Below are 21,912 nucleotides of genomic sequence, written 5' to 3'. Positions count from 1 at the left end.
TTATGGTAAAGTTTTCAATAAGAGCAGTCATAAGTTTAGGAGGTGCACCGGGATGAATGAACGCAGCTTTGAGCTCGTATGCGGGGATGGTTCGCGGCGGTTTGCAGCGGAGTGGCGGGAAGCCAGTGATGAGCCGATAAAAGGCGTCATTGCCATCGTGCACGGCATGGGTGAGCATCTCGGAAGATATACGCATGTTGCAAAAATGTTCACGGAGAGCGGTTACGCCGCTTTTGGGTTCGACCAATGCGGGCACGGCCGCACCGAAGGCAAGCGCGGGCATACGACTTCGTATGATGCGCTGCTGGACGGCGTCGGCGCGATGCTTGCGGAAGCACGGCGGCGCTATCCAGGCCAGCCGATCTATATATTCGGGCACAGCATGGGCGGCAATGTTGCGCTGAATTATATTTTGCGGCGGAAGCCGGATATTGCCGGGGCCATCATTACCGGGCCGTGGCTGAAGCTCGCCTTCAATCCGCCGCCGCTGCAGGTCATCGCTGCGCGAATCGTCCAGCGGTTGTTCCCCGCGTATACGACGTCCCGCCCGATGAAGGGTGATCACTTAACGAGCGATCCGGTTATGCTCCAGCGGTATCAGGAAGATCCGCTCGGTCACGGCTCGATTACCGCGAGGTTCTTCTTCAGCGTGCAAACAGCCGGACTGTGGGCCTTGAAGCACGCGTCCGAATGGAAGGTGCCGCTTCTGCTCATGCACGGCGGCAACGACAAAGTAACCTCCATCCATGCCAGCAGACAGTTCGCCGAATCTGTCGGAGCATCGCTCTGCACATTCATGGAATGGCCCGATTACAAGCACGAGCTGCACAATGAAGTGAATCGCGAGGATGTTTTCGGCGTCATGCTGGATTGGCTTGCGAAGCATTAGAACGAAGTTAAACAGCCTGAAGTGAATGCTGTGGAGGAGGTTCGATTATGCTGGATGACAAAGAGAAAATGCTCTATGCAAAGTCTGCATTATAAACAACGACGGTTGTTTGTATAGAGCGATATAAGTAAACCGTCTAACTCCTGAACGGGTGAAATCCGTTTATAATGAGACTTTGCTTCCTTAAAATGATTAAACTTTAAGGGGTAGAGTGATCATGAAATACGTTAGCGCTGATAATTTACCAGATGAATTATTAAGGGAAGTTCAGAAATACATGAATGGTGTCATGGTCTACATTCCCAAACCGGAAGGGCTTCGCAAAGGTTGGGGCGTGAACTCTGGCAGCCGTGCCTATATACAGCAGAGGAACGTTGAGATTCGTCAAAAGTTCGCAGAGGGTGCTTCCGTTGACCAGCTCTCCGAGCATTTCTTCCTTTCCTGCGATAGTATTAAGAAAATTGTTTATACGAAAGTGAAATCGAAATAGAATACTTCGCTATATGAGCCACATTGGGTTTATTTTCTGATGTGGCTTTGTTATGTAAAGAATGGTTCAAAACTGTTTGTGACATACAATTGCTCCTATTAAATCGTTATCATTAACCACATCAACATAACGAAATGAGAAGGAGACTTTCCTTATGACACAGCCTACATTAAGCTATACCATTTGGTTCTCGCAACGGACCGGGAGCACATTGCTAGGTGAAGCACTCGCCTCGACAGGCGTCGCAGGCAACCCGGCCGAATGGCTTCATTTTCAATACAATGACCCTTTAACGATTACGCGCGAGGATCTTGAACAGAAGTGGCAGCATGGCACTACGCCGAACGGTGTCTTCGGGATCAAGGGTGGCTTTGAACAGCACTGGATTGACGCGTTCCGACCATTGTTCGGGCTCCCAGAGCATGCTTCTCGGGCTGAAGTGTGGAGTACCGCCTTCCCGAACTGCTCTAAGCATATTTATATGACGCGCCGCAACAAAGTCAGACTCGCCGTCTCTTGGTGGCGCGCGATCGTCTCGGGAGAGTGGCATCGCAAGTTTGGCGAGAAGCCGCAGGAGCATGATATTGCGGATAAGTATAATTTTGACGCGATTCGTCATTTGCTGATTGAAAGCACAATGTGCGAAGCCGCGATGGAGGACTTCTTCTCAGAGTCGAACATCTTACCGATGACGATTGTATACGAGGACTTTATTCAGGACTATGAAGGAACGGTCATGCGAGTGTTGGAGTTTCTCGGCATCCAGGGGGAACAGGTGAACATCGCCCCGCCTGCCCTCGACAAACTAGCCGATGACGTTGCCGAGCAATGGGTGCAACGATTTCGTGAAGAGAGCCAACGAGATTGGGAGAATAGACGATGGTAGCTAAGTACTAGAGGCGATTAGTCGGTACTGGGGCTAGGTGATCCTCCATACTGAGAGTCGGAAGAAATTAGATCGCGAATAACGACGGATGTAGCTGGGCTACTGGACCCTTTGGCTAGTTTGAGTAACTTTCGGCGCATGTAGAAAGCAAAAAAGGCTGTCGAGTTCAACCTAACCCACTCGACAGCCTTTTAATTTACTCAATCGCCCGCTTAATGCTCAGCTCCAGCGGCGAATACGCCGTGCCGTCCTCACGGCTGAACCGCATCCGCTCCTTGAGCGGTGTCGTGCGGTTGCACATAAAGCGAGTCACGCCGCTATGATTCTGCGATGGCGTGTGATAGAGAAACGGATGGCACAGAATGACGTCGCCAGGCGAGCTCGTCGTCTCAATAACGCGCAGGCGTGTGCCGTGCTCATCCACAAACGCGTTCTGCATGAATTTCTCTACCCGATTCGTACCCGGCAGGAACGAATCGTCCGCCTGGCCGGTCAGTGCGGCAAGCCACGGATGCTGCAAATTGCACTCATCAATGCCCTCCTGCGGGCCGACGCCATCCGGCTTGCCTGCCAAATAGCGGGCGACTACCTGATGCGAGCCCTCCGCAATAAGCGTTCCTCCGCCTTGTGGTCCAATCTCGGAGAAGATGCACAAGCAGAGCAATCCTTGCTCCGGCGCATCTACAAAATGACGGAAGTGCGCCCCATCCCAGTGCCATCCCTCAGATGACACACTCCATTCCGAATCCCCGCCGAGATGGAAGTTTACCGGCCACCATCCCCATGTCGGGTAATTCCGGTCCGGGTCGCCGTTCCACATGACTTTCTCCGTCCAGCGGTCCTCACCAATCAAATCTTCAATCGCTTCGCCAAGCCTCTCCGAGTTGCAGCGATCGAATGCCTCGCTCCGAAACGATTCCTTCATGAACAAGATCGGACGCGTCCACGTCGCACGATTCTCCCGATCAATGTCATACCGCCGCACCTGCTCCCATAGAAAGTCTTGGCATTCAAGCGCCAGCGACTCCGCGAACGCTTTCTCTACCTTCACCCAGCCAAGCTCCATGAACTGTTCAATCTGCGCATCCGTCAATACTTTCCCCATCTTTTCCCCTTCCCTTCTCCATCCAAGTTAGCAAAAGCAAAGGCTAGCGCATCTGCACACGCTAGCCCCTCCTGCATCGTGCTTATTTGGACGATTGCCATTTATCCAATTGCGATTGCACTTCTGTGTACACTTTATCCATGCCGATTGCTTTCATTTTATCGAGGAACTTCGGAAGCACTTCATTTGGATCTACAGTACCTGTTTCCAGACCTGGCGCAAACTCCTTGTATGCATTTTGGAATGCAGCGACTTCATTCTTCACTGGACTCAGGTCGAAGTTAAAGCCTAGCAGTTTCGATTCGACCGCTTCTTGGTTGAACTTCTCGAAGTTTGTCCACTTGTTCGGGTCTTCATTGTTGAACAGATAGTCATTGAACATGTTGCCGAACATCCAAGCTGTACCTGGGTTGTAGCCGGAAGCGGATGGGTCCATACCGTCTGGGAATGCAATCACATTATCCGACTTCTTCACATAGTGCTGGCCTTCGATACCGAACGACAGCAGGTTCACCAAATATTTGTCCGTATACAGCAGGTTCAAGAACATCATTGCACGCTCTGGGTTTTTGGACGAAGCAGAGATCGCCATCATCGAACCAAGTGCATCTCCCGTGCGGATAATTGGCTGCGTCAAGTTCACTTGAACCATCGGAACGCCATGGGAGTTTGTTTTCTCTGCGTCTTTACCAGGCTTCAATGAATCCACGAAAGCGAACCATTGACCTGCTTTAATGGCACCGTCAAAATCCTGCAGAGTCGCTGCGTCCTTGTTGATATAGCCTGCTTGGTACCACTTGCGAGTCAGATCAAGCTGTTCTTTGAAACGCGGATCTGCGAACGCATTGAACACCTTGAAGCCATCCACGTTACGATCAACGGCTGCGCCGCCGTCACTTGGGCCAAGAACGAACTCCATTTGACCTTTGAACGCTACATTATTGCTGATGGGATTAACCGTGCCGTTCATCAAGAACGGCGTCACGCCCGGCTCGTTCTTCTTAATGGTATCGAGGTATGGCTCCAGATCCTCCAGCGTCTTGATTGTGCTGAGGTCGATCTTGTACTTATCAACAAACTTCTTGTTGAGCAGGAGTCCGAGCTGGGAAGCGATTTCCTTGTTCACCGGCAGACCGTAGTTTTTACCACCGATGAGGCCGCCCTTCAGCAGAGATGGATTCAATACCTTTTTTGCATCCGGCGCATATTTGTCGATCAGATCGTTCAGAGGCAAGTAAACGCCTTTTTGTACACGGGTCTGGAAGCTATCCCAGTCTGCTGCCCAGTTAATATCATACTCTTCGTTGGAAGCGAACTTGAGGTTCATTTTGTCGCCCCAGCTGCCCCAGTCGATGATATTCAGTTCCAGCTTCGCATTAATCTTGTCTTTCAGATATTTGCTTGCTTCTTCATTAATGAGTCCAATATCCTTCTGTGGAACGCCAGGCACGAACATCTTGAGCGTCACTTCCGGCAAATCCGCTGTCGCGTTTCCTCCAGCTTGCTTGTTCGCATTGGAGCTGTTACTGCTGGAATCGTCGGCTGTATTACCCGAGGAGTTAGCGGAGTTATCTTTGCTTCCGCAACCCGATAGAATCAACATCATGGACAACAAAAGCGTCAAAGCGGTGACCCAAACCTTTTTCGACCTGTTCATGTTCATCCTCCTAAAAATGATTCTGTTAGTATTGTTAACCGGCAGCTGCCGGGTGAAACCTCGCTTCGCCTTGCGTTATACGACGTTAACCTTTCACCGCGCCAATCGTTAAGCCCTTAACAAAATACTTCTGGAAAATCGGGTACGCCAGAATGATTGGTCCCATGCCGACAATCGCCATCGCCATTCGAACCGTCTCGCCAGGGAGCTTCGCAATCGCGCCGCCCGCATTTCCGTTATTGGCCGAATTGGCAACGAGAAACTGTAGGTTCATCATCGTTTTGTACATCAAGTATTGCAGACTGACCATCTGATCTTGCTGAACAAACACCAACGAATTGAACCAGTCATTCCAGTAACCAATCGTATAGAACAGCGCGATCGTCGCCAGCACCGGCGTGGACAGCGGCAGAATAATGCGGAAGAAGATGCGAATCTCGCCTGCGCCGTCAATGCTTGCCGATTCGATAATCGACGGGTGAATCGACGTCTGGAAGAACGTCCGCATGATGATTACGTAGAAGGCGTTGAACAATAGCCCCGGCACGATGAGCGCCCATATCGTATCGCGCATGTCGATCCAGTTCGAGAACACGATATACCACGGGACGAGGCCTCCGCCGAAGATCATCGTGAAGAACAGGAAGAACGAGAAGAAGCTGCGATAGCCAAAATCTTGCCGAGAGAGCGGGTAAGCGAACAGCGCCGTCATAAGCAGACCAGCAAGCGTGCCGACTACCGTAACCAGGATCGAGATGCCATAGGCATGAGTGATCTGTGATGCATCGTGCAATAGGTACGAATAAGCATCCAGACTGAAGTGTCGCGGAATGATGTTATATCCGTGCAACGTAATTTCCTTCTGATCGGAGAAAGACACGGCCAGCACGACAACAAGCGGGAATAAGCAAAGTATCGTATAGATCCAAAACAGCACATTCAGCACCGCGTTCGACACGCCGGAAATGGCGTTGATTTCCTTCGACTTGGCGGGAGTTTTCGCATGAACGGCGGAAGACTGACTAATTGCGGTATCCATGTGTGAATCCTCCTAGAATAGTGAATTGTCCTTGTTGATTTTGCGTACAACCCAGTTCGAAGCCATGACGAGCACGAATCCGACCGTTGCTTGATAAACGCCTGCCGCCGAGGACATCCCGAGATCACCGAGCCGCAGCAAAGCGCGGTAGACATACGTATCAATCGTCTGTGTAACCGGGTACAGCGCCCCTGCATCAAGCGGAACCTGGAAGAACAAGCCGAAGTCCGAGTTGAAAATCTTGCCGATCGAGAGCAAGGTCATAATCGTGATGACCGGCGCGATTAGCGGGATCGTAATCTTCCTGATTTGTTGCCATTTGGAAGCGCCATCGATGAGAGCGGCTTCATAATATTCGTTGTCGATACCGATAATCGCAGCGAGATAGATGACGCTGAGATATCCGATGTTCTTCCACAAGTTGACGATTGGCAGAATGAACGGCCAATATTTCGTCTCGGCATACCAGGAAACCGGCGGGAATCCGAGCGGCTCCAGCACGCTCTTATTGATGTAACCGAACTCTTGACTGAAGAGGGACAAGCCCAGGTAGCCGACGATGATCATCGACAGGAAGTACGGCAGGAACATAACGCTTTGGAAGAACTTTGCCATGATCCGACTGCGAATCTCGTTCATAGCTATCGCCGCTGCCACGGCCGCAACTGTATTCACAACGATGAAGATGGCGTTGTACCCGACTGTGTTCCGTGTAATGAGCCATGCATCAGGCGTCTTGAACAGAAACTCGAAGTTCTTGAAATGGTTCCAATCGCTCCCCAGAATGCCTTGGTGATAATTGAAGTCCTTGAACGCAATGATGATGCCGAACATCGGCAAGTAGTTGTTTAAGAGCAAATACAGCGTACCCGGCAGCAGAAGCAGCAGCAAAAACTTATTTTTGTTCAACTTCTTGAGCATCGAGGGCTGCCGAAGCGCCACTTGTTTCCGCATATGTGTTCATCCTTTCTCATCTCATCTTGCTGTTGAACTCATTATAAGACAGAGCTTTGAGAGGGAAGGAGAACCTAATATGACCGAAGTAACGTTTTTGTGATTCGCGGGGAGGAATAGAAGCCGGTGAAGATACCGTAGCCTCCGGTCGGTATGGGTCTCCACTCGCTGTTGTCCCCGTATTTCTTAGATTTAATCAAAGCTGAAGCTGACGAAATTCGGGGACAAAGGCGCAAATGAACTGCGTAGCTTAGGCAACGCAGTTCATTTCGCCTAGGCGACCGCTGGCGCTGTTCCGACTCCATACCGACCTCCGGCCACTCTCCTTCACCGGACTTCTAAGTAGGGTAACAAAAAGGCCATCTCCACAGTTGCAATGTGGAAATGGCCATGTACACACCACTACTTACCCAAGCGATTGATACCGTTTGCGGAATTCATGAGGAGTAATGCCGACCAGCTTCTTGAATGTTTTCGTGAAATAGGAGACGTTCTCGTAGCCTAGACTATCGCATATATCACTAATTCTCATATTCGATTTCGTGAGCTCCTGCTTCGCGCGGTTCATCTTCACTGTAATGATATATTCCATCAGAGACATGCCTGTCTCCCGCTTATACAGCCGTGACAGGTACGCCGAGTTGAGGAACACGGCCGAGGCAATCTCTTCTCTGGACACGCTCTGAATATTCGCTTCTACGTACTCTTTCACTTTCTCGACGATCGCCGAGCTCTCCGACTTATTCCGGTCAAAATATTCTGCCGTAGCTAGGATCAGCTTGCGTGCCCAAGCCAGAAACTGCGGCAGCGAGCGAGTCGCGCTGCTCGCATCGTTCAGCTTCGAAGCGCCCATGAAACGGCGGACAGAGCCGCCCTTCTGATGCACGGATTGATACACGAAGCCAAGAAGCGTGTGGTACAGTGCATCCAGCGTCTCTGCATTCACGCCAGAGGCCGCATCGCCTTGGAACAAATCCTCGATCTGGCGCATAACGGTATCCGTCTTGCCAGCCTCGAGCAGATGCGTCCATTCCATGAGATCGAATGTGAACGCAGGCATTTTGCGAGGGACCAGCGCATCCGCATTGCCGTAATCGTCCAAGAACAGCACCTTGCCTGTCGTTACGACATTGCTTTGCTCCAGCTCGATGAGCCTGTGATAGATAAGCTTCACCTCGGACAGAGGAACTGCCGTGCCGATATAACAAGAGATATGGCAGTAGAAATAACGCGCACAGGCATCTATATACTGCTCGCATGTTTTCTTCAGCTTATCCTTCTCTTGCACAGACGAATTCTGAATATGCAGCAGAGCAAACAGTATTCCGCCTCGATCTTCAATGACGTCGATATCCTGCTGCCTCGCGCTGAGCATCTCGCCCGCTGAATTGCGAAGCGCATACTCCAAGATGCGCTCCTCTCGCTCCGTAAACTCTTGCTTCCACTGCTCCACACTAATGAGAATCGGCAGAATCATCGTATCCGCACCGAGCTGCACTTGATACGTATCCCTGATTTCGTGAAGCTGATCCGCATCCAATTGGATTCGCTTGGACAAGTAGTCCTGCCAGAACAGTTCCTTAAGCAGAGGCTTCTGCGCTTGCTGCTGCTTGGAGAATGTCTTATACATCTCCTCTAGCTGCCTGGCTTCCTTCCGGCTCTCGACTTCTTTCAATGCACGGCCAGCAACGCTTTGCAGCTGCTCGTGGCGAATGGGCTTTAGCAAATAATCGAACCCGGAGAGCTGCAGCGCTTGCTGCGCATAGCTGAAGTCAGCATGGCCGGTCAGGAAGATCGTCACCGTAGCCGGAGAATGCTCATTCACCCATTCCAGCAGCTCCATGCCATTGCAGCCGGGCATTTCTATATCGCTGATCATGACGTCAACCGGCTGTTCAAGCAGAATGCTCTTCGCTTCTTCAGAGTCATAGGCACAGAGCACTTCCGAGAAGCCAAGCTGCGCCCAATTGATGCTCGTCTCGATCGCTTCTACGGCATAAACCTCGTCATCAACAAGAAGCAGCCTATACATATGAATCTTCCTCCTTGCCGAGCCCAGATGGAATTCTTAGAATGACTTCCGCACCCTCGTTCGCACCAGCGTCTCCTTCGCTCTCTTCGGTACGGTTACGGAACAGAATGCTCGCCGCACCTGTATACTTAAGGGCGATCCGATTCTGTACGTTCAGAATGCCAAGGCTCTTCGCCCCTGCCATCTCCGCAGTCGAAACCCCGGTCCTGAACCGCTCCAGCGCTTCCTCGGAGAAACCGACGCCATTGTCCGCAATGACGATCTCCATCACTTTCGGATCTTGAGAGAACGGCCGGACCTCAACGGAAACATGAAACACATGCTTGCCAATCTTCATGCCGTGGATGACAGCATTCTCTACGAAAGGCTGAATCATGAGCGGCAGGATGCTTCGCTGCTTGTACACCTCAGGCACTTTCATTTCATAGGTTAATTTGCGCGGAAAACGAAGCTTCTGAATCTCCATGTAATTGCGAATATGCTCCGTCTCTTCTTCAAGCGTAATGAACTCGCGGTTCGCTCGCGTAATAAAACGGAAGAAGTCGGACAAGTGAAGCGCCATCTGCTCGATGAGCTCTGTCCGCTTAAGCTTGGCTAGGCTGTGAACGATGTTTAATGAATTTAAGTAAAAGTGCGGATTAATCTGAGACTGCAGATGCCGGAATTCAGCTTCCTGCGTCTTCAGCATCTCCTCGTACACATTGATTTTCAAGGATTGAATTTGGCCTACCATTCCGTTGAATGTCTCATTCAGAAATTCAAACTCCTGCGTAGGACTCGCGCCAAGCCGAACGGAGAAATCACCTTGCGCCGTCCGCCTCATGCCGCGGATTAGCGCACTCATTGGCTTGTTCAGTACCTGCTTAATCAGGAACGAGAACAGCAGCAGCACAAGAACGATACCAAGCGGAATTAAGTAGAGCGCTCTCTGGAAATACGGGAGTTTCTGCAGCATGGCATTATCCGGTATCGTAACGGCAAGCGTAATCGGCGCTTGAGTGACAGGAAAGCCCACCAGCATATAATCTTTCTTATCAGCGTTATTGCGAATAATCTGATACGTCTCAGATTCATCCGTTTTGCCTGCCAGCAGGTGCAGCATATTATGGAGACTCGCCTTATCCCAGGTCGTCTTCGTCAGCGGATCCGCATCGTTCGAGATGAGCATCGCCTGCCCGTTTGGACCGAGATCAACGGATCGCAGCGCTTTCATTAAACTCTCTACTGGAATGAGCGCTCCGACAAACACATTAGGCTCAGCTTGAATTTCCTCCAATCGAACGAGGTAATACTGACCGTCCTGTACGATGATCTGCCACGTATGTTGCTTGCTGAGCATGCCGCTATGAATGAAATCAGTCAGCGTCTGGTTCATCTTTTGAGAGGCCAAATACTCACCCTGCGAAGCAATCAGCTCGTTATATTTCTCCGTATAGGTAAAGAACGTATCGACAACCACGAAAGAATTGGAATTGATCTCATTCTGGAAGCTGTTGAAGATTCGCTGCTTGGCGAAGAAATAGTCGCTGCTGGACTGCGGATACAGGTTCAGCGCAATCAAGTCGGAATAGGTCGGGTTGCTGGAAACGAGCCGCAGCAAGTAATCACTGACTTTGCCGAGGCTGCCGTCAATCTGATTGACGTGCGTCTCAAGGAAGCCGGCTGTCGATTGCGATACTTCGTCGCGGACAACCTTCATGGCATAAATATTTTGCATAATTAAAGCAACAGCTAAGGGGACGATGATAAAAATGAACCCCGCCAGCAGCCTGACGCGCAGTGATCGCAGAAGCATCATCCGATTCATCTTATCTCTTCCCCTCGTTCATATCTATGAATGTATACATGCTGTTCCCGAGATTACTATAGCAGGAGCTCGAAGCAATAGCTAATTCCAGTTATTGAGGAGCTAGAGCTAGCCTTCAATGACGAGAACAGCCGACAGCTCCGGTTGTTGCCCATCCCCGATAGTCAGCTTGTAGCGCCCTGGATCAGGAACGAAGCGCATCGCTTTGTCCCATTGGCTGAGAGCTTGCAAGCCGAGCTCGAACGTGACGGTTTCGGACTGCCCTGGCTCCAGATGGATTTTGCGAAAAGCCTTCAGCTCGCGCTTACGTGGCGTCACGCTCGATACCCGCTCCGAGCCGTATAGCTGAACAACTTCCTTGCCCGCGTGCTCGCCGCTGTTCGTTACTTTCACGGACACCGAGACTACGCCGCCTTCTTGCAGCTGTCCTGCCGAAATTTGCGCTGCGCTGATCGAGAAATCGCTATAATCGAACTTCGTATAACTAAGACCATAGCCGAATGGATACAGCGGCAGATGCGAAGCATCGACATACACCGAGGCATGGTTCGACGCCTTGAGATTATACGATACCGGCAATTGCGAGGTGGAAGCCGGGATCGACACCGACAGCTTGCCGCTCGGATTCGCCTGCCCGAAGAGCAGCTCCGCGATGGCAATGCCGCCTTCTTCGCCCGGATACCAGGCGGTGAGAAGCGCCGGAACATGTTCCTTGATCCATGGAATCGCATGCGGACGACCTTGGATCAACACCACGACAACCGGAGTTCCTGTTGCATGAATAGCCTGCGCCAGCTCCAGCTGCAAGCCGCCAAGCGCGAGGTCCGCCACATCCACGCCTTCACCGCAGTCCATCTCGTTCGGCAGTCCGGAGTCTACAATCGCCGCGCCATTGTCAGCAAAGCGAAGACCGAAGTCACGTGCGCTGCTGCCGCCCATGACGAGCACGGCAACGTCAGCTCCATGCGCAGCTTGAACAGCGTCTTCGAAGCCTTCTCTAGACGTGCTTCGAATGCCGCATCCGCGAGCGTAAACGACTTCTGCCTCGGAAGCTGACGCCCCGAGCAGCTGCTTAATGCCCTGCAGAACAGTCGTGCCTCTGCCTTCCGGCTGAATCGGCGTATAGTCGCCAAGCTGATTGTACAGACTGTTCGCGTTCGGTCCGATGACGGCAATTCGGCTGATGGCCTGAGCCGAGAGCGGCAATAGATTGTTGTCGTTCTTCAGCAGCACGACCGATTCCTGTGCCAGCTGTTTATTCGTGCTGCGCGAGCTAGGGCGCTGCAGCACTTCGGCTGCCGCAGCCTCGTCGCCGTAAGGGTTCTCGAACAAGCCGAGCTCAAACTTCAGGCGCAGCACCCGCCGTACCGCGCGGTCAATAATCGCTTCCTGGATCAGCCCTTCTTCCATCGCCTCTGCAATGGCGAGATAAGACTCGTTCCATAGATTCACATCAACGCCGGCATTGATCGCCATCGCTGCTGCTGCCTTCGGGCTTCCCGCTTGCGGAATCAGGCTGTCCACCGCGCAGCCGTCGGACATCACGATCCCTTGGAAGCCAAGCTCGTCCCGAAGGATGTCGGTGAGCAAGTGCTCGTTCGCGTGGCATGGAATGCCATCGATTTCATTGTAAGCCGCCATAACTGCGAGAGCGCCGGTATCAACGCCAGCCCGAATGCCGGCCAGATGCATCTCGCGAAGCTCACGCTCACCGATTGTCGCCGCCCATGCGTTATGCCCGCCGACGCAAGCGCCTTGCGCGGCAAGATGTTTCAGGCAAGCGACAACCTTGCCTTCTTGTGCATCGGCCAGCTGCCCATCGCGCTCGCCTTGCAAGCCGCGGACAACCGCAGCCGTCAGCTCGCTGCCGAGGTATGGATCCTCGCCGAAGCACTCTTCCGATCGGCCCCAGCGCGGATCGCGCAGCATATCGAGGGTAGAGACAAGTCCGATGTGTCCGCCGCGAGCACGGATTTCGGCTGCCACAGCAGCGTAAGCCTCCTTGCACAGCTCCGGATTCCACGAAGAGCCGACGCCGATATTCGTTGGCAGCATCGTTCCGCCGAGCGCTTGATGACCGTGAGGGCACTCCTCAGACAGAAGTGCTGGGATGCCGAGCCTCGTATTCTCGACCAAATAGCGCTGAATTTGATTCACTACCTTCATGCCCTCATACGGCGGAATGCCGTTCTCGAAGGTCACTTTGGACCAAGGGTCCGCACGGAATATGCCATAAATCGCGCCGACGCCATCCCCGAACTCCACTTCCTCGCGGAAACGCTCCGTCAGCTCGAAGCTCTCGCCTCCGTCCGATTTCGTATAAGCCTCCCAGCCGAGCATGCGCTGATTCAGCTGTCCAATCTTCTCCTGCTTCGTCATTCGTCCGAGCAAATCATCGATTCGCTCATCAACGGGCAGTGATTTGTTTTTGTACGCTTCCATAAACTTCAACTTCCTCCTTCAAGCTTGTCCTAACCCGCTTCGTGCGTTGCGGTTTACCCTTTACTCTCCAGCGCCGGTAGACCAGTAATCCACGGATGCCTTCATCCAGCGTCATAGCGGCATACACGCCGATAATGCCCCATCCGAGCACAATACCGAGGAGGAAAGAGCCTCCAACGCAAATCGTCCATATAAAAATTAAATTCGTTACCATGATGTACTTGGTATCGCCAATGGCAACAAGCGCAGTGTTAAACGCCATATTAACCATTTTAACTGGCTGATAGAGCAAATTCATTAAAATGAGCAGCTTTACGATCGAAATAATATCGGCATTGCCGGTGAAAATCTTTATTATCGGCCCGATCTGCCATGTTATCAGCAACAGCACGCATGCAACCAACGCCATACCTGTGTAAAAAGCTCGATATGCGCTTCGATATGCCTCTGCTCGCCGCCCGGCACCGTGCAAGTAGGCAACTTGGATTTGCAGCGCCATCGCAATGGACCAGCCCATAATGACAATTAGCTGCTCGAGCGTTCCCATGTAGGTCCGAGCCGCTAACTGCTCTGCGCCAAGCGAAGCTGCGATGGCGAACATGAGCAGCTGCGAGATCGAGTACGACGCTTGCCCGACGCCCATCGGCCAGCCGATTCGCAGCAAATCCCTCAGCAGCGTACCATTCCAGCCTTGAAATTGCTTCCAGCGCAGACGAAGGGAGTACGCGCCGCGCAGAACGTAGAGCTGGACCAGACAAGCGATTGACCTGCTGCATACGGTAGAGATCGCAACGCCGGTTAAGCCCCACTGCGGGAACCCGAACGCGCCAAAAATAAATCCATAATTACCGATGACATGCAGCACATTCATGCCTAATGAGATGTACATCGTACTCTTCGTATTTCCGGTACTCCGAATGAGCGCGCTCATGGTAAAGTTAAGGGCGCTAAAAAGCAGCCCTAATCCGACTATGCCGAGGTACGGTGTTGCCAGCGGGATCAAGCGCTCCGGCACTTGAATAAGCCTTGCGATGCCGGAAGCGCCGAGCCAAGAAGCTAAGCCGATCACTGTGCCTGCTATTGCAGCAAGCTTGACCGACATTGTCACGATCCGCTTTGCCTCGTCTTCCTTGTTCGCTCCGAGCTTCTGAGCGATCAGGACGGCGCTTCCGCTGCTTATCAAGGTGAACAGGATGTTAATAGACGAGAAATATTGATTGCTAATGCCGGTAACCGCAACGGCATCATCCGAAATGTGGCTGACCATCACCGTATCCGCCGTGCCAAGCGCAAACTGCAGCAGCAGCTCGATCAGAATCGGCCAGGCAAGATGAAATAAGGACATGCGAGTGCGAGTGTGATTCACGACTACTTACTCTCCTGAACCGCCCGCAAGTCGAGCGCAATATCTACCTTATAGCTCGGGCTGCTCAGCATCAGCGGGCCTCCGTCATGATGGATCTTTTCAAGCTGAACCGCATTCCCTGATCTCGGGTCTACCCATTTCACCACATAGTTGCCAGCTGGAACCTGCAGCGCCAGTGAAATTTTCCGATCGCCTTCGAAGACAGTATACACCTTCTTATCGCCAAGCAGCTCTCCATGATGGACGTACAGCGCATACTGGCGACCTGCTTCACTAATGTGCCTTATGTTTGCATCCGGTATGTCAGTGCTCAGAATGAACTCTCTATCGACACGCATCTTATGAAACTCGAACCGGTTCATGAATGCAGCGAGATTGCGCAATGAACTAAGAAGCTGCTCATTATCCTCCGTTCTTCCGCCCGGATTATCGACCGTATAGCAGCCGTTCAGCTGATTGAACGCCGCGCCGCCTCCGACGATGAATTCCCAAGCTTCCACACGCGAAGCGCTGATCATATCGCCATTGTACCAGCTTGGATAATAGCCTGTCTCATTCAGCTCAATCGGCTTCTCAAGGTCATATCTCGTATCGAGCGCCTCGATGCCGCCGATCTCCGTCCAGCCGTTATGGTTGATGTACTGCGCGACGACAATGTCTGTTCTCGGATCGCTGGCGAAGTCCAGCTTCGTCTCTAGCTGCTGTGCAATGAGATGCTTATTCGGCAGCTGCCGCTCCGTCTCGATGACCGCATCCAGCAACCTGCTCACCCATGGAATGGCAAGCTCGGCTGGCGTTCCCATCATCGTCGGCTCGTCACATATTTCGAGAATGACGTTCGTGTACGGGTTTACTTCTTGTACGATTTTGCATACGTAGGCTTCTAGTACGGCAGTGAGCTCGGGATACAATAGCGTCTGAATACCTGTATGATCACAATCGCCAATGCCTTGAATGTTGTTATTCGCATTTATTGGGCTACTCGGCCAACCCTGCTCGTACTGACAATTGAAGAAGCAGACTTCCACGACAATGCCTCGGCGGTCCGCTGCCGTGATGAATGCTTTTAACCTCGCAAAATACTCCTCATCCCACTGATATAAGTCGAATTTGAAGCCTCCGTCCGCAGCACCTTCTACGGCGCTTCGTGCCCAAGGTACGATCAGATCGCCATGGTTCGGCGCAAGCGTGTTGTTATCCGTAAACATGCCGCTAACCTCAGTGTAAGCACCCGGATAAATGCGCGTATAGTTCAGCCCGTACGCTTCCAGCGTATCGAGATAAGCTTCGTAGTCAAATGCACGATTGATAACCGCTCCGTAATGCTCGGCGGAAGTCAGGAGCAGAATCGGTTTCCCGTCCCTCGCGTAATAGTGGGGATTGTCTTCGTATACATGGAGTTGACCTGCAGGTTGTTGTTTAAGCTCTTGGTTGCTCATTGATTTGTCCTCCTGATCGTGGTTTAAGTTCGCGATAGTTAATGTGAAAAGGCATCGCAGCATCGTTACCTTCAATTATAGGAGAGTCGCTAAGTGACCTAAATTATCTTTCATGACCGATCTAACGTTTTTGTGCTGTCGCAACTCAACTTGAGCGCAGCACGAATACCCGCGGTTAGCGCCGCGGGTTAGCTGGATTGGGATGGTGGGAGGGGATTCGGCTGCTGAGAGCACGTATATGTTCTCTCGGCTTGTGCTGCTTGCACGACCCGTTCTCGCTAACGGACTCCAGAGTCGCTATTCGGCACATTTCGCGCGTTTTCAAATTCTAACGGACCCCAGCGGCGTTATTATGGTCAAATGGACTTCTTTGAGCTGAAAATCATGCAAATAACGTCGCTGGGTTACGTTACATTCTATAAAGTGCTCTAATGGGTACAATAAGGTGCCTACGTTCCGTTAGCCGGACCCCCATCTGCATCCTCATCTGCATCTGCTTGCGCCTCTGCTTCGGCCCACTACCATTGCTCCCTCTTCGCATTGCCACCACCGCCAACGCTGCACAATGGCGGGAACCCCCTCGACTAACCGCCGCCGTCATCTACCCTTACTGTGCGCAAGGAACCAATCGCGGCTCCCCACCCACTCTATCGAATCACAAAATCAATCATCGACCGCACCTTCACATAGCCCGGCGATGCTGGCGCAAATGCCACGCCATCACTCGGATTCCGCTTTTTAAACTGTACGGTTACCGGAATGCCCGGGATCAGATCGAAGAAGTTATCGGAGAAGATACCCTCCTCTTCGGACTCGAGCCACACCTGCTTCGCCAAACTCTGCGCCGTCAGCTGGAAGGTTGTCCCCTCACTACCATCGAGCACGACGATGTCAATATCGGGACACTCCAGCGCCAGATGCTTCGAATAAACCAAATAATGCTCGGCACGAGCAACGACTTCGCCGCCGCCATCTACAAACTGCCCCACCAAGACCACCCGTTCAGGGGCATACGAACCGAACCGCTCGCTCGCCGAGATCGTCAGCACAAGTGCAGCCCCATTCGCTGGTGCCACTACCGCAGCCGGGCAGCTATCCCGTACGAGCAGCCCCCCATCAAAATCATACAAGTGCCATTCGAGAATCCCCTCAATCGGCACCTGCTTGTCAGACACCAAGTGGAAGGTAAGCGCATCCTCTTGCTGGTCGATCGAGAGCAGCACATCGCTGAAGCTGCGCTTCGCCGCATACTGAATGGCCTTCCACCTGCCAAGGTAATCCATGCTGGACCAAGACGCGACCGGCCAGCAGTCGTTCATCTGCCAGTAGAGCGTACCCATGCAATAGTCCATTTTCCGCCTATGCGCTTCAATTGCCCGCTTCATTCCTTCTGCTTGCAGCACTTGGCTCATGTACAGGAATGACGCGAAGTCCTTCGGCGCCTTCAAATACTTGTCGGCGTATTCCTTAATCAAGAAGTTGCCCCGACCGTTCTTCTGATGATGAAGCATCACTTCCGAGTCAAGCGCCATCTCGCCCTCAGCCTCAGACGCATATGTACGCACCGTCTTGTATTCGGGAAATGACTGAAACCCGTACTCGCTCATGAACCGGCCGATATTGTCGTTATACTTCTCGAACGGCTCCGATGCATGCCATACCGCCCAGAAATGAATATCCCCATGTGCGGAATCGTTCGTTGCATGTTGCGCTTCATCATTCGTCACGCCCTGCATCGGCGAAGACGGCCAGTACGCGATGCCCGGCGCCAGCTCTTCCACAACTTCAGGGAGCACGCGGTGGAAGAGAGCTTCATAGTCGCGCCAGATTGCCTCGCGCTGCTCATGGGAATACAGCTTCTTCCAGCCCCAGCCGCCCTCTTCCGAGTAATGCGCCCATGCGCTGTCAATTTCGTTATTGCCGCACCAGAGCACGATGCTCGGATGGTTGCGCAGCCTCCGCATATTGTCCTGCGCTTCGGCACGCACACTGTCAAGAAAAGGCTCATCGCCGGGATACATGCTGCAAGCAAACATGAAATCCTGCCACACCAGCAGGCCATGCTCGTCGCACAGCTCATAGAACAGATCCTGCTCATAGAAGCCGCCGCCCCATACGCGAAGCATCGTGAAGTTCGATTCCACCGCGCTTGCGATTTCGTGCCGATACCGCTCCGGAGTTACTTCGTTAAAAAAGCTATCGTTTGGAATATGGTTCGCGCCTTTAGCAAACACCGGAATGCCATTTACTTCAAAATAAAACGAAGAGCCGTACGAATCCGGCTTGCGAACGAGCTTCACGCTGCGAAGTCCAGTACGGACGGACGCGCTCGCCACATTCGCCGCCCCTTGCGTCAGCACCGCTTCGAACGTATAGAGATACGCTTCGCCGAGCCCGCGAGACCACCAGCGTCTCGGCTGCTCGATCTCAAGCGGCCACTCTATCGTCTGCTTGCCTGGCTGCAAGCCAATGATGCCGCCCCATTGTTCGCCATCTGCGGCAAGCTTCAGCTCATACGCGCCGCCTATCTCCGACTCGAGCTCAAGCACAGCGGTCAGCTTCGCCCTTGCTTCAGTCACCTCATCCTGGCGGATGAACAGATTACGGATGCGCACACCGCTCCATCCCTCCAGCGAGACAGGCTTGCAGATGCCGCTTGTGACAAACCGTGGGCCCCAATCCCAGCCATAATGATAGGGAGCTTTGCGCGTGAAGACACTCACCTTCTTGTCGTCAAGCTCTCCCATCGCCGAGTCGTCATTAGGTGCAGGCAGCCCGTAGCCCCGTTCCGCCAGCTTTGCCAGCCCTTCCGTTATGGGCGAGCGAAACCGAATCTCGATTCGGTTTCCTTGCTCTCGCAAGTACGGCTTTACATCCGCGGTCCACGTACGAAACATATTATCTGCAGAGAGCACATGCTCGCCATTCACGGACACATCGGCGTACGTGTCGAGCCCTTCGAGCACAAGCTCCAGATGACTTTGCTCGAACAGCGCCGCCTGCACATCGAATTCAGCAGCATACTCCCAATCCTGTTTATCGATCCACTGCAACTTCTTCTCATTGGTTCCGGCAAAAGGATTCGGGATCAGCTTGTTCTTTAATAAATCCGTATGCACACAGCCCGGTACATAGGCAGGCAGCCAGCGATTGTCATTGCTATTTTTAAACGTCCACTTGGTTATGTTCATTCTCATCCTGCTCATACAAGCCTCCGTCGATGGGTAAGTTAGTCCCCTTCATCTTAAAGGCGCTGAACATGGACAATCTACGGAGTAAAAGAACCAACTTAACGCTTTTATGATCAGTTTGCTGCTTGATATTGAATCAAATCCATATGAAGCTCAGACTCCGCGCCGCTGCTCACTCGGATCGCATCGTAATATCCCTCAACGGTATACCGCTTTACGTCATGCTTCACAGGGTCAATCGCGATAACCTCTGTATTCATATTTGTTGTTGCAGCATCCCCTTCTTGAAAATGCCGGCTGACGTCAGACTGATTGCTGTGTACGACTGCGAACAACACGCCTTTGTACGATGTCAGCGAACCGATATCCGCGTAATTCTGACCGAATACTTGCTCCACTGCTCGCTCGTTCAGATCAATCCGCAGAATGCGATAGCCCTGCACCAGATACAGGCTGCCCGATGCTTCGTCCATGACAAGTGAGCTCTCGCCCTGCGGAGTTCGGTCATATATGCCGTCCGGGTTCCCACGCGGGAATGGCAATGTGCCGAGCCACTTGCCCTGTCGGTCGAACCGCTCCATACGGTGATCCAGCAGCACAACCACCTCGTCTTTATATGGAACGATATGCACATGCGCTCTCGCATTCTCATTCACGCCCAGGTAGAAGGCGCGATGCCTCTGCTGCCGTTCCTTATCCTGGTACAGAAATCCGTTCAAGTAATACCAGGTCAGCCCGCTCTTCGTGTCCCGGTACCATTCCCCCGGCCAGAACTCACGCTCCTCCTGCTCCTTCTTCGAGACAGCTTGATAAGATTGCGCTTTAGAACGACTCTGCTTCAGCGTCATATCCGTCGTTACCGTCTGCACATAAGAAGTCACTTGCAGCTTGCTCCCACTCTGCGTCAGCACATTGGGATACGGGACTTTGAGCTCCGCTACCACTTGAAGCTGATCGTTTAACTTCACTACGCGGGATGCTTCCGTATCTGCGACAATCCAGCCGTCTTGCAGGCGAATGAAATCTCTAGCGCCGTTCCCGTCAGCAGCCTCTCCGATCTCGACCGTGACAGTAACGGGCATTTCTCCTAGCACATTCATCTGTCCGTCTTGATAGGCGTAGAGCTGGCGATCGACTAGCACATACCAATCCGAGCCAAACTTGCGAAACGTCTTTGCAGCGCTGTAATCAACTTCGGGATGAACCTCATCTAAGGCCTGCCACACTTCATCCGGAATCGGTGCATTCGTATTGGCTTCCTCAAGCTTTGGCGCACTAACCTTGTGACTCCCCAGCTCCGCATCCCAAGGCGGCCTTGGTTCTTGTTTCACGGTGAAATCGATGCTGTCCTGCAGCGGGGAAGACCATATCTGCTCCTGCGGCACGGCTGAGGTGTAGATCAAATCACGCCAATCAATCGTCTGCTTCTTCCCAGCTACCTCATACGTTAGCAGCGACTTCTGCGAGGACGCGAGCTGCGCCCCGGCCGTAGAGAATTGACGATAGCTCGGCGGATACTCGGATACAACTCTCCAGTTCTCTACCCCATATTGAAGCACCTCCAGCTTGCCCTCGGACGAACGAGTGAACGTCGTTTCGTTCAGCGCTTGCCAGCCTTCCTCCCACAGCCGCTGGTCGGTCTGCAGCAGCCTTAGATCTTGGTTCAAGAACGCCATCCATTCTTTGCCGGATTGATCTCTAAGCAGCCCCATGATCCGCGGCATATCCTCTTCCATGAACGGCATGAGCTTCGCATCCACTAATTCGTAACCAAGATAGCGGCTCACCATCGAATAAGGCTTCTCATAATAGACCATACTGCCCCTCTGATCCGCAAAGGCATAAACGGTTACTCCCTCCGCAAGCCGAAAGATCCTCGGTTCAGCCAAGGAGTACGTCTCCGCAGCGGAACGCTTCATGTCCTGGACAGACAGCTCCACGCGTCCGCCTTCTACCGTTTTCCACTGCTTCTGGGAGGGCTCGAGCACATACTCGTTCCTCGTAGTTGTGTCCTTCCATTGTGCGAGGAAGAGATTCGGCTCCTTCGCTAATCCCATGGACAGCACATCTTCCGGCCCGAAAAAGCTCTTCTGCTCGCCGAGCACTGCCGCGTCATCTGAAGTACGAATAATGAGCCATGAGCCGCGCTCTGCGCCAGCTTCTGCTTCTCCGCTAATGAGCTGTGTGCCAATCAGCAAATATTCTCCGTTCAACCAAGCTTGCGAGGCGAGTGAAGCCTGCCAAGTATAAAGGGTCCGTGCGGCTTCCGCTCCATTGCCAGAGCTGTAAGTGAGCTGATGATTTTGTGCGAAAATGATCTGTTTCCCGTCCTGCCACAGCACTTGCTTATCTGCCGAATCGGTGTGGAAAAATTGTGCCAAGGGAGCAGCGGTTGAATCAGCAGGGGGTTCAATAGCATCCTTTTCCATTGGAGTGTCTGGCGTGGTCTTGAGAGGTGTCTGATTCGCAGGTGCATATGCAGTGAATGAGCTTCTATCGGTGAGGAATATTCCGGCAATCAACAGTACTGCAAACAAGCAAGCACCTAGCTGAAACGTCCGTTTACGCGACTTCGTCCACATCGCCGCCACTCCTTTAACGAGCTCTACATCTTG

14 protein-coding genes are annotated in these 21,912 nt (G+C 52.6%); 3 read left to right on the top strand and 11 right to left on the bottom strand.

Annotated features, from left to right (window positions below; all coding sequences use genetic code 11):
• Window positions 1-52 precede the first annotated feature (52 nt).
• The 3 genes from AC0YNX_RS21185 to AC0YNX_RS21175 all read left to right on the top strand — a co-directional run bounded on the left by AC0YNX_RS21185 (window position 53) and on the right by AC0YNX_RS21175 (window position 2,265).
• Complete coding sequence (locus AC0YNX_RS21185; RefSeq protein ID WP_475817701.1) at window positions 53-889, top strand: lysophospholipase; 837 nt, start codon at window positions 53-55, stop codon at window positions 887-889.
• A gap of 217 nt (window positions 890-1,106) precedes the next feature.
• Window positions 1,107-1,379, top strand: a complete 273-nt coding sequence (locus AC0YNX_RS21180; protein WP_475817700.1) for a CD3324 family protein — start codon at window positions 1,107-1,109, stop codon at window positions 1,377-1,379.
• A gap of 154 nt (window positions 1,380-1,533) precedes the next feature.
• Window positions 1,534-2,265, top strand: a complete 732-nt coding sequence (locus AC0YNX_RS21175; RefSeq protein ID WP_475817699.1) for a Stf0 family sulfotransferase — start codon at window positions 1,534-1,536, stop codon at window positions 2,263-2,265.
• 196 nt (window positions 2,266-2,461) lie between these two features.
• Here the strand turns inward: AC0YNX_RS21175 and AC0YNX_RS21170 are convergent, their stop codons facing one another.
• From AC0YNX_RS21170 to AC0YNX_RS21120, 11 genes are all read right to left on the bottom strand, one after another.
• On the bottom strand, window positions 2,462-3,370 hold the full coding sequence (locus tag AC0YNX_RS21170; RefSeq protein WP_475817698.1) for a phytanoyl-CoA dioxygenase family protein: 909 nt from the start codon (window positions 3,368-3,370) through the stop codon (window positions 2,462-2,464).
• 82 nt (window positions 3,371-3,452) lie between these two features.
• Window positions 3,453-5,027 (bottom strand): ABC transporter substrate-binding protein, encoded by a 1,575-nt coding sequence (locus AC0YNX_RS21165; protein ID WP_475817697.1) that lies wholly within the window; start codon window positions 5,025-5,027, stop codon window positions 3,453-3,455.
• A gap of 85 nt (window positions 5,028-5,112) precedes the next feature.
• A complete protein-coding gene (locus AC0YNX_RS21160) occupies window positions 5,113-6,066 on the bottom strand; it encodes a carbohydrate ABC transporter permease (protein ID WP_475817696.1) in 954 nt (317 codons plus the stop codon).
• A gap of 12 nt (window positions 6,067-6,078) precedes the next feature.
• Window positions 6,079-7,020 (bottom strand): ABC transporter permease, encoded by a 942-nt coding sequence (locus AC0YNX_RS21155; RefSeq protein WP_475817695.1) that lies wholly within the window; start codon window positions 7,018-7,020, stop codon window positions 6,079-6,081.
• 406 nt (window positions 7,021-7,426) lie between these two features.
• Window positions 7,427-9,052, bottom strand: a complete 1,626-nt coding sequence (locus AC0YNX_RS21150) for a response regulator (RefSeq protein WP_475817694.1) — start codon at window positions 9,050-9,052, stop codon at window positions 7,427-7,429.
• On the bottom strand, window positions 9,045-10,859 hold the full coding sequence (locus AC0YNX_RS21145; RefSeq protein ID WP_475817693.1) for a sensor histidine kinase: 1,815 nt from the start codon (window positions 10,857-10,859) through the stop codon (window positions 9,045-9,047). Before AC0YNX_RS21145 ends, AC0YNX_RS21150 begins: the two co-directional genes overlap by 8 nt.
• A 108-nt stretch (window positions 10,860-10,967) precedes the next feature.
• A complete protein-coding gene (locus tag AC0YNX_RS21140) occupies window positions 10,968-13,301 on the bottom strand; it encodes a glycoside hydrolase family 3 N-terminal domain-containing protein (RefSeq protein WP_475817692.1) in 2,334 nt (777 codons plus the stop codon).
• Window positions 13,267-14,667, bottom strand: coding sequence for an MATE family efflux transporter (locus tag AC0YNX_RS21135; RefSeq protein WP_475817691.1), 1,401 nt, complete (start codon window positions 14,665-14,667; stop codon window positions 13,267-13,269). Before AC0YNX_RS21135 ends, AC0YNX_RS21140 begins: the two co-directional genes overlap by 35 nt.
• 2 nt (window positions 14,668-14,669) lie before the next feature.
• Window positions 14,670-16,106, bottom strand: coding sequence for a hypothetical protein (locus tag AC0YNX_RS21130; protein WP_475817690.1), 1,437 nt, complete (start codon window positions 16,104-16,106; stop codon window positions 14,670-14,672).
• Window positions 16,107-16,753: 647 nt separating this feature from the next.
• Window positions 16,754-19,312: a beta-mannosidase gene (locus AC0YNX_RS21125; protein ID WP_475817689.1), complete on the bottom strand. Its 2,559-nt coding sequence runs from the start codon at window positions 19,310-19,312 to the stop codon at window positions 16,754-16,756.
• A gap of 98 nt (window positions 19,313-19,410) precedes the next feature.
• Window positions 19,411-21,879, bottom strand: coding sequence for an SdiA-regulated/phytase-like domain-containing protein (locus AC0YNX_RS21120; RefSeq protein WP_475817688.1), 2,469 nt, complete (start codon window positions 21,877-21,879; stop codon window positions 19,411-19,413).
• Window positions 21,880-21,912 lie beyond the last annotated feature (33 nt).

This window comes from Paenibacillus sp. J31R98, from assembly GCF_056269245.1.
The sequence above is the reverse complement of the archived record's forward strand: the minus strand, read 5'-3'. Positions and strand labels throughout refer to the sequence as shown.

Excerpts from the sequence above, each read along its gene's own strand:
- AC0YNX_RS21125 (WP_475817689.1), bottom strand. The coding sequence starts at position 19,312 with ATGAGCAGGATGAGAATGAACATAACCAAGTGGACGTTTAAAAATAGC.
- AC0YNX_RS21165 (WP_475817697.1), bottom strand. The coding sequence starts at position 5,027 with ATGAACAGGTCGAAAAAGGTTTGGGTCACCGCTTTGACGCTTTTGTTG.
- AC0YNX_RS21170 (WP_475817698.1), bottom strand. The coding sequence starts at position 3,370 with ATGGGGAAAGTATTGACGGATGCGCAGATTGAACAGTTCATGGAGCTT.
- AC0YNX_RS21185 (WP_475817701.1), top strand. The coding sequence starts at position 53 with ATGAATGAACGCAGCTTTGAGCTCGTATGCGGGGATGGTTCGCGGCGG.
- AC0YNX_RS21120 (WP_475817688.1), bottom strand. The coding sequence starts at position 21,879 with ATGTGGACGAAGTCGCGTAAACGGACGTTTCAGCTAGGTGCTTGCTTG.
- AC0YNX_RS21155 (WP_475817695.1), bottom strand. The coding sequence starts at position 7,020 with ATGCGGAAACAAGTGGCGCTTCGGCAGCCCTCGATGCTCAAGAAGTTG.
- AC0YNX_RS21140 (WP_475817692.1), bottom strand. The coding sequence starts at position 13,301 with ATGGAAGCGTACAAAAACAAATCACTGCCCGTTGATGAGCGAATCGAT.
- AC0YNX_RS21150 (WP_475817694.1), bottom strand. The coding sequence starts at position 9,052 with ATGTATAGGCTGCTTCTTGTTGATGACGAGGTTTATGCCGTAGAAGCG.
- AC0YNX_RS21175 (WP_475817699.1), top strand. The coding sequence starts at position 1,534 with ATGACACAGCCTACATTAAGCTATACCATTTGGTTCTCGCAACGGACC.
- AC0YNX_RS21130 (WP_475817690.1), bottom strand. The coding sequence starts at position 16,106 with ATGAGCAACCAAGAGCTTAAACAACAACCTGCAGGTCAACTCCATGTA.
- AC0YNX_RS21180 (WP_475817700.1), top strand. The coding sequence starts at position 1,107 with ATGAAATACGTTAGCGCTGATAATTTACCAGATGAATTATTAAGGGAA.
- AC0YNX_RS21160 (WP_475817696.1), bottom strand. The coding sequence starts at position 6,066 with ATGGATACCGCAATTAGTCAGTCTTCCGCCGTTCATGCGAAAACTCCC.
- AC0YNX_RS21145 (WP_475817693.1), bottom strand. The coding sequence starts at position 10,859 with ATGAATCGGATGATGCTTCTGCGATCACTGCGCGTCAGGCTGCTGGCG.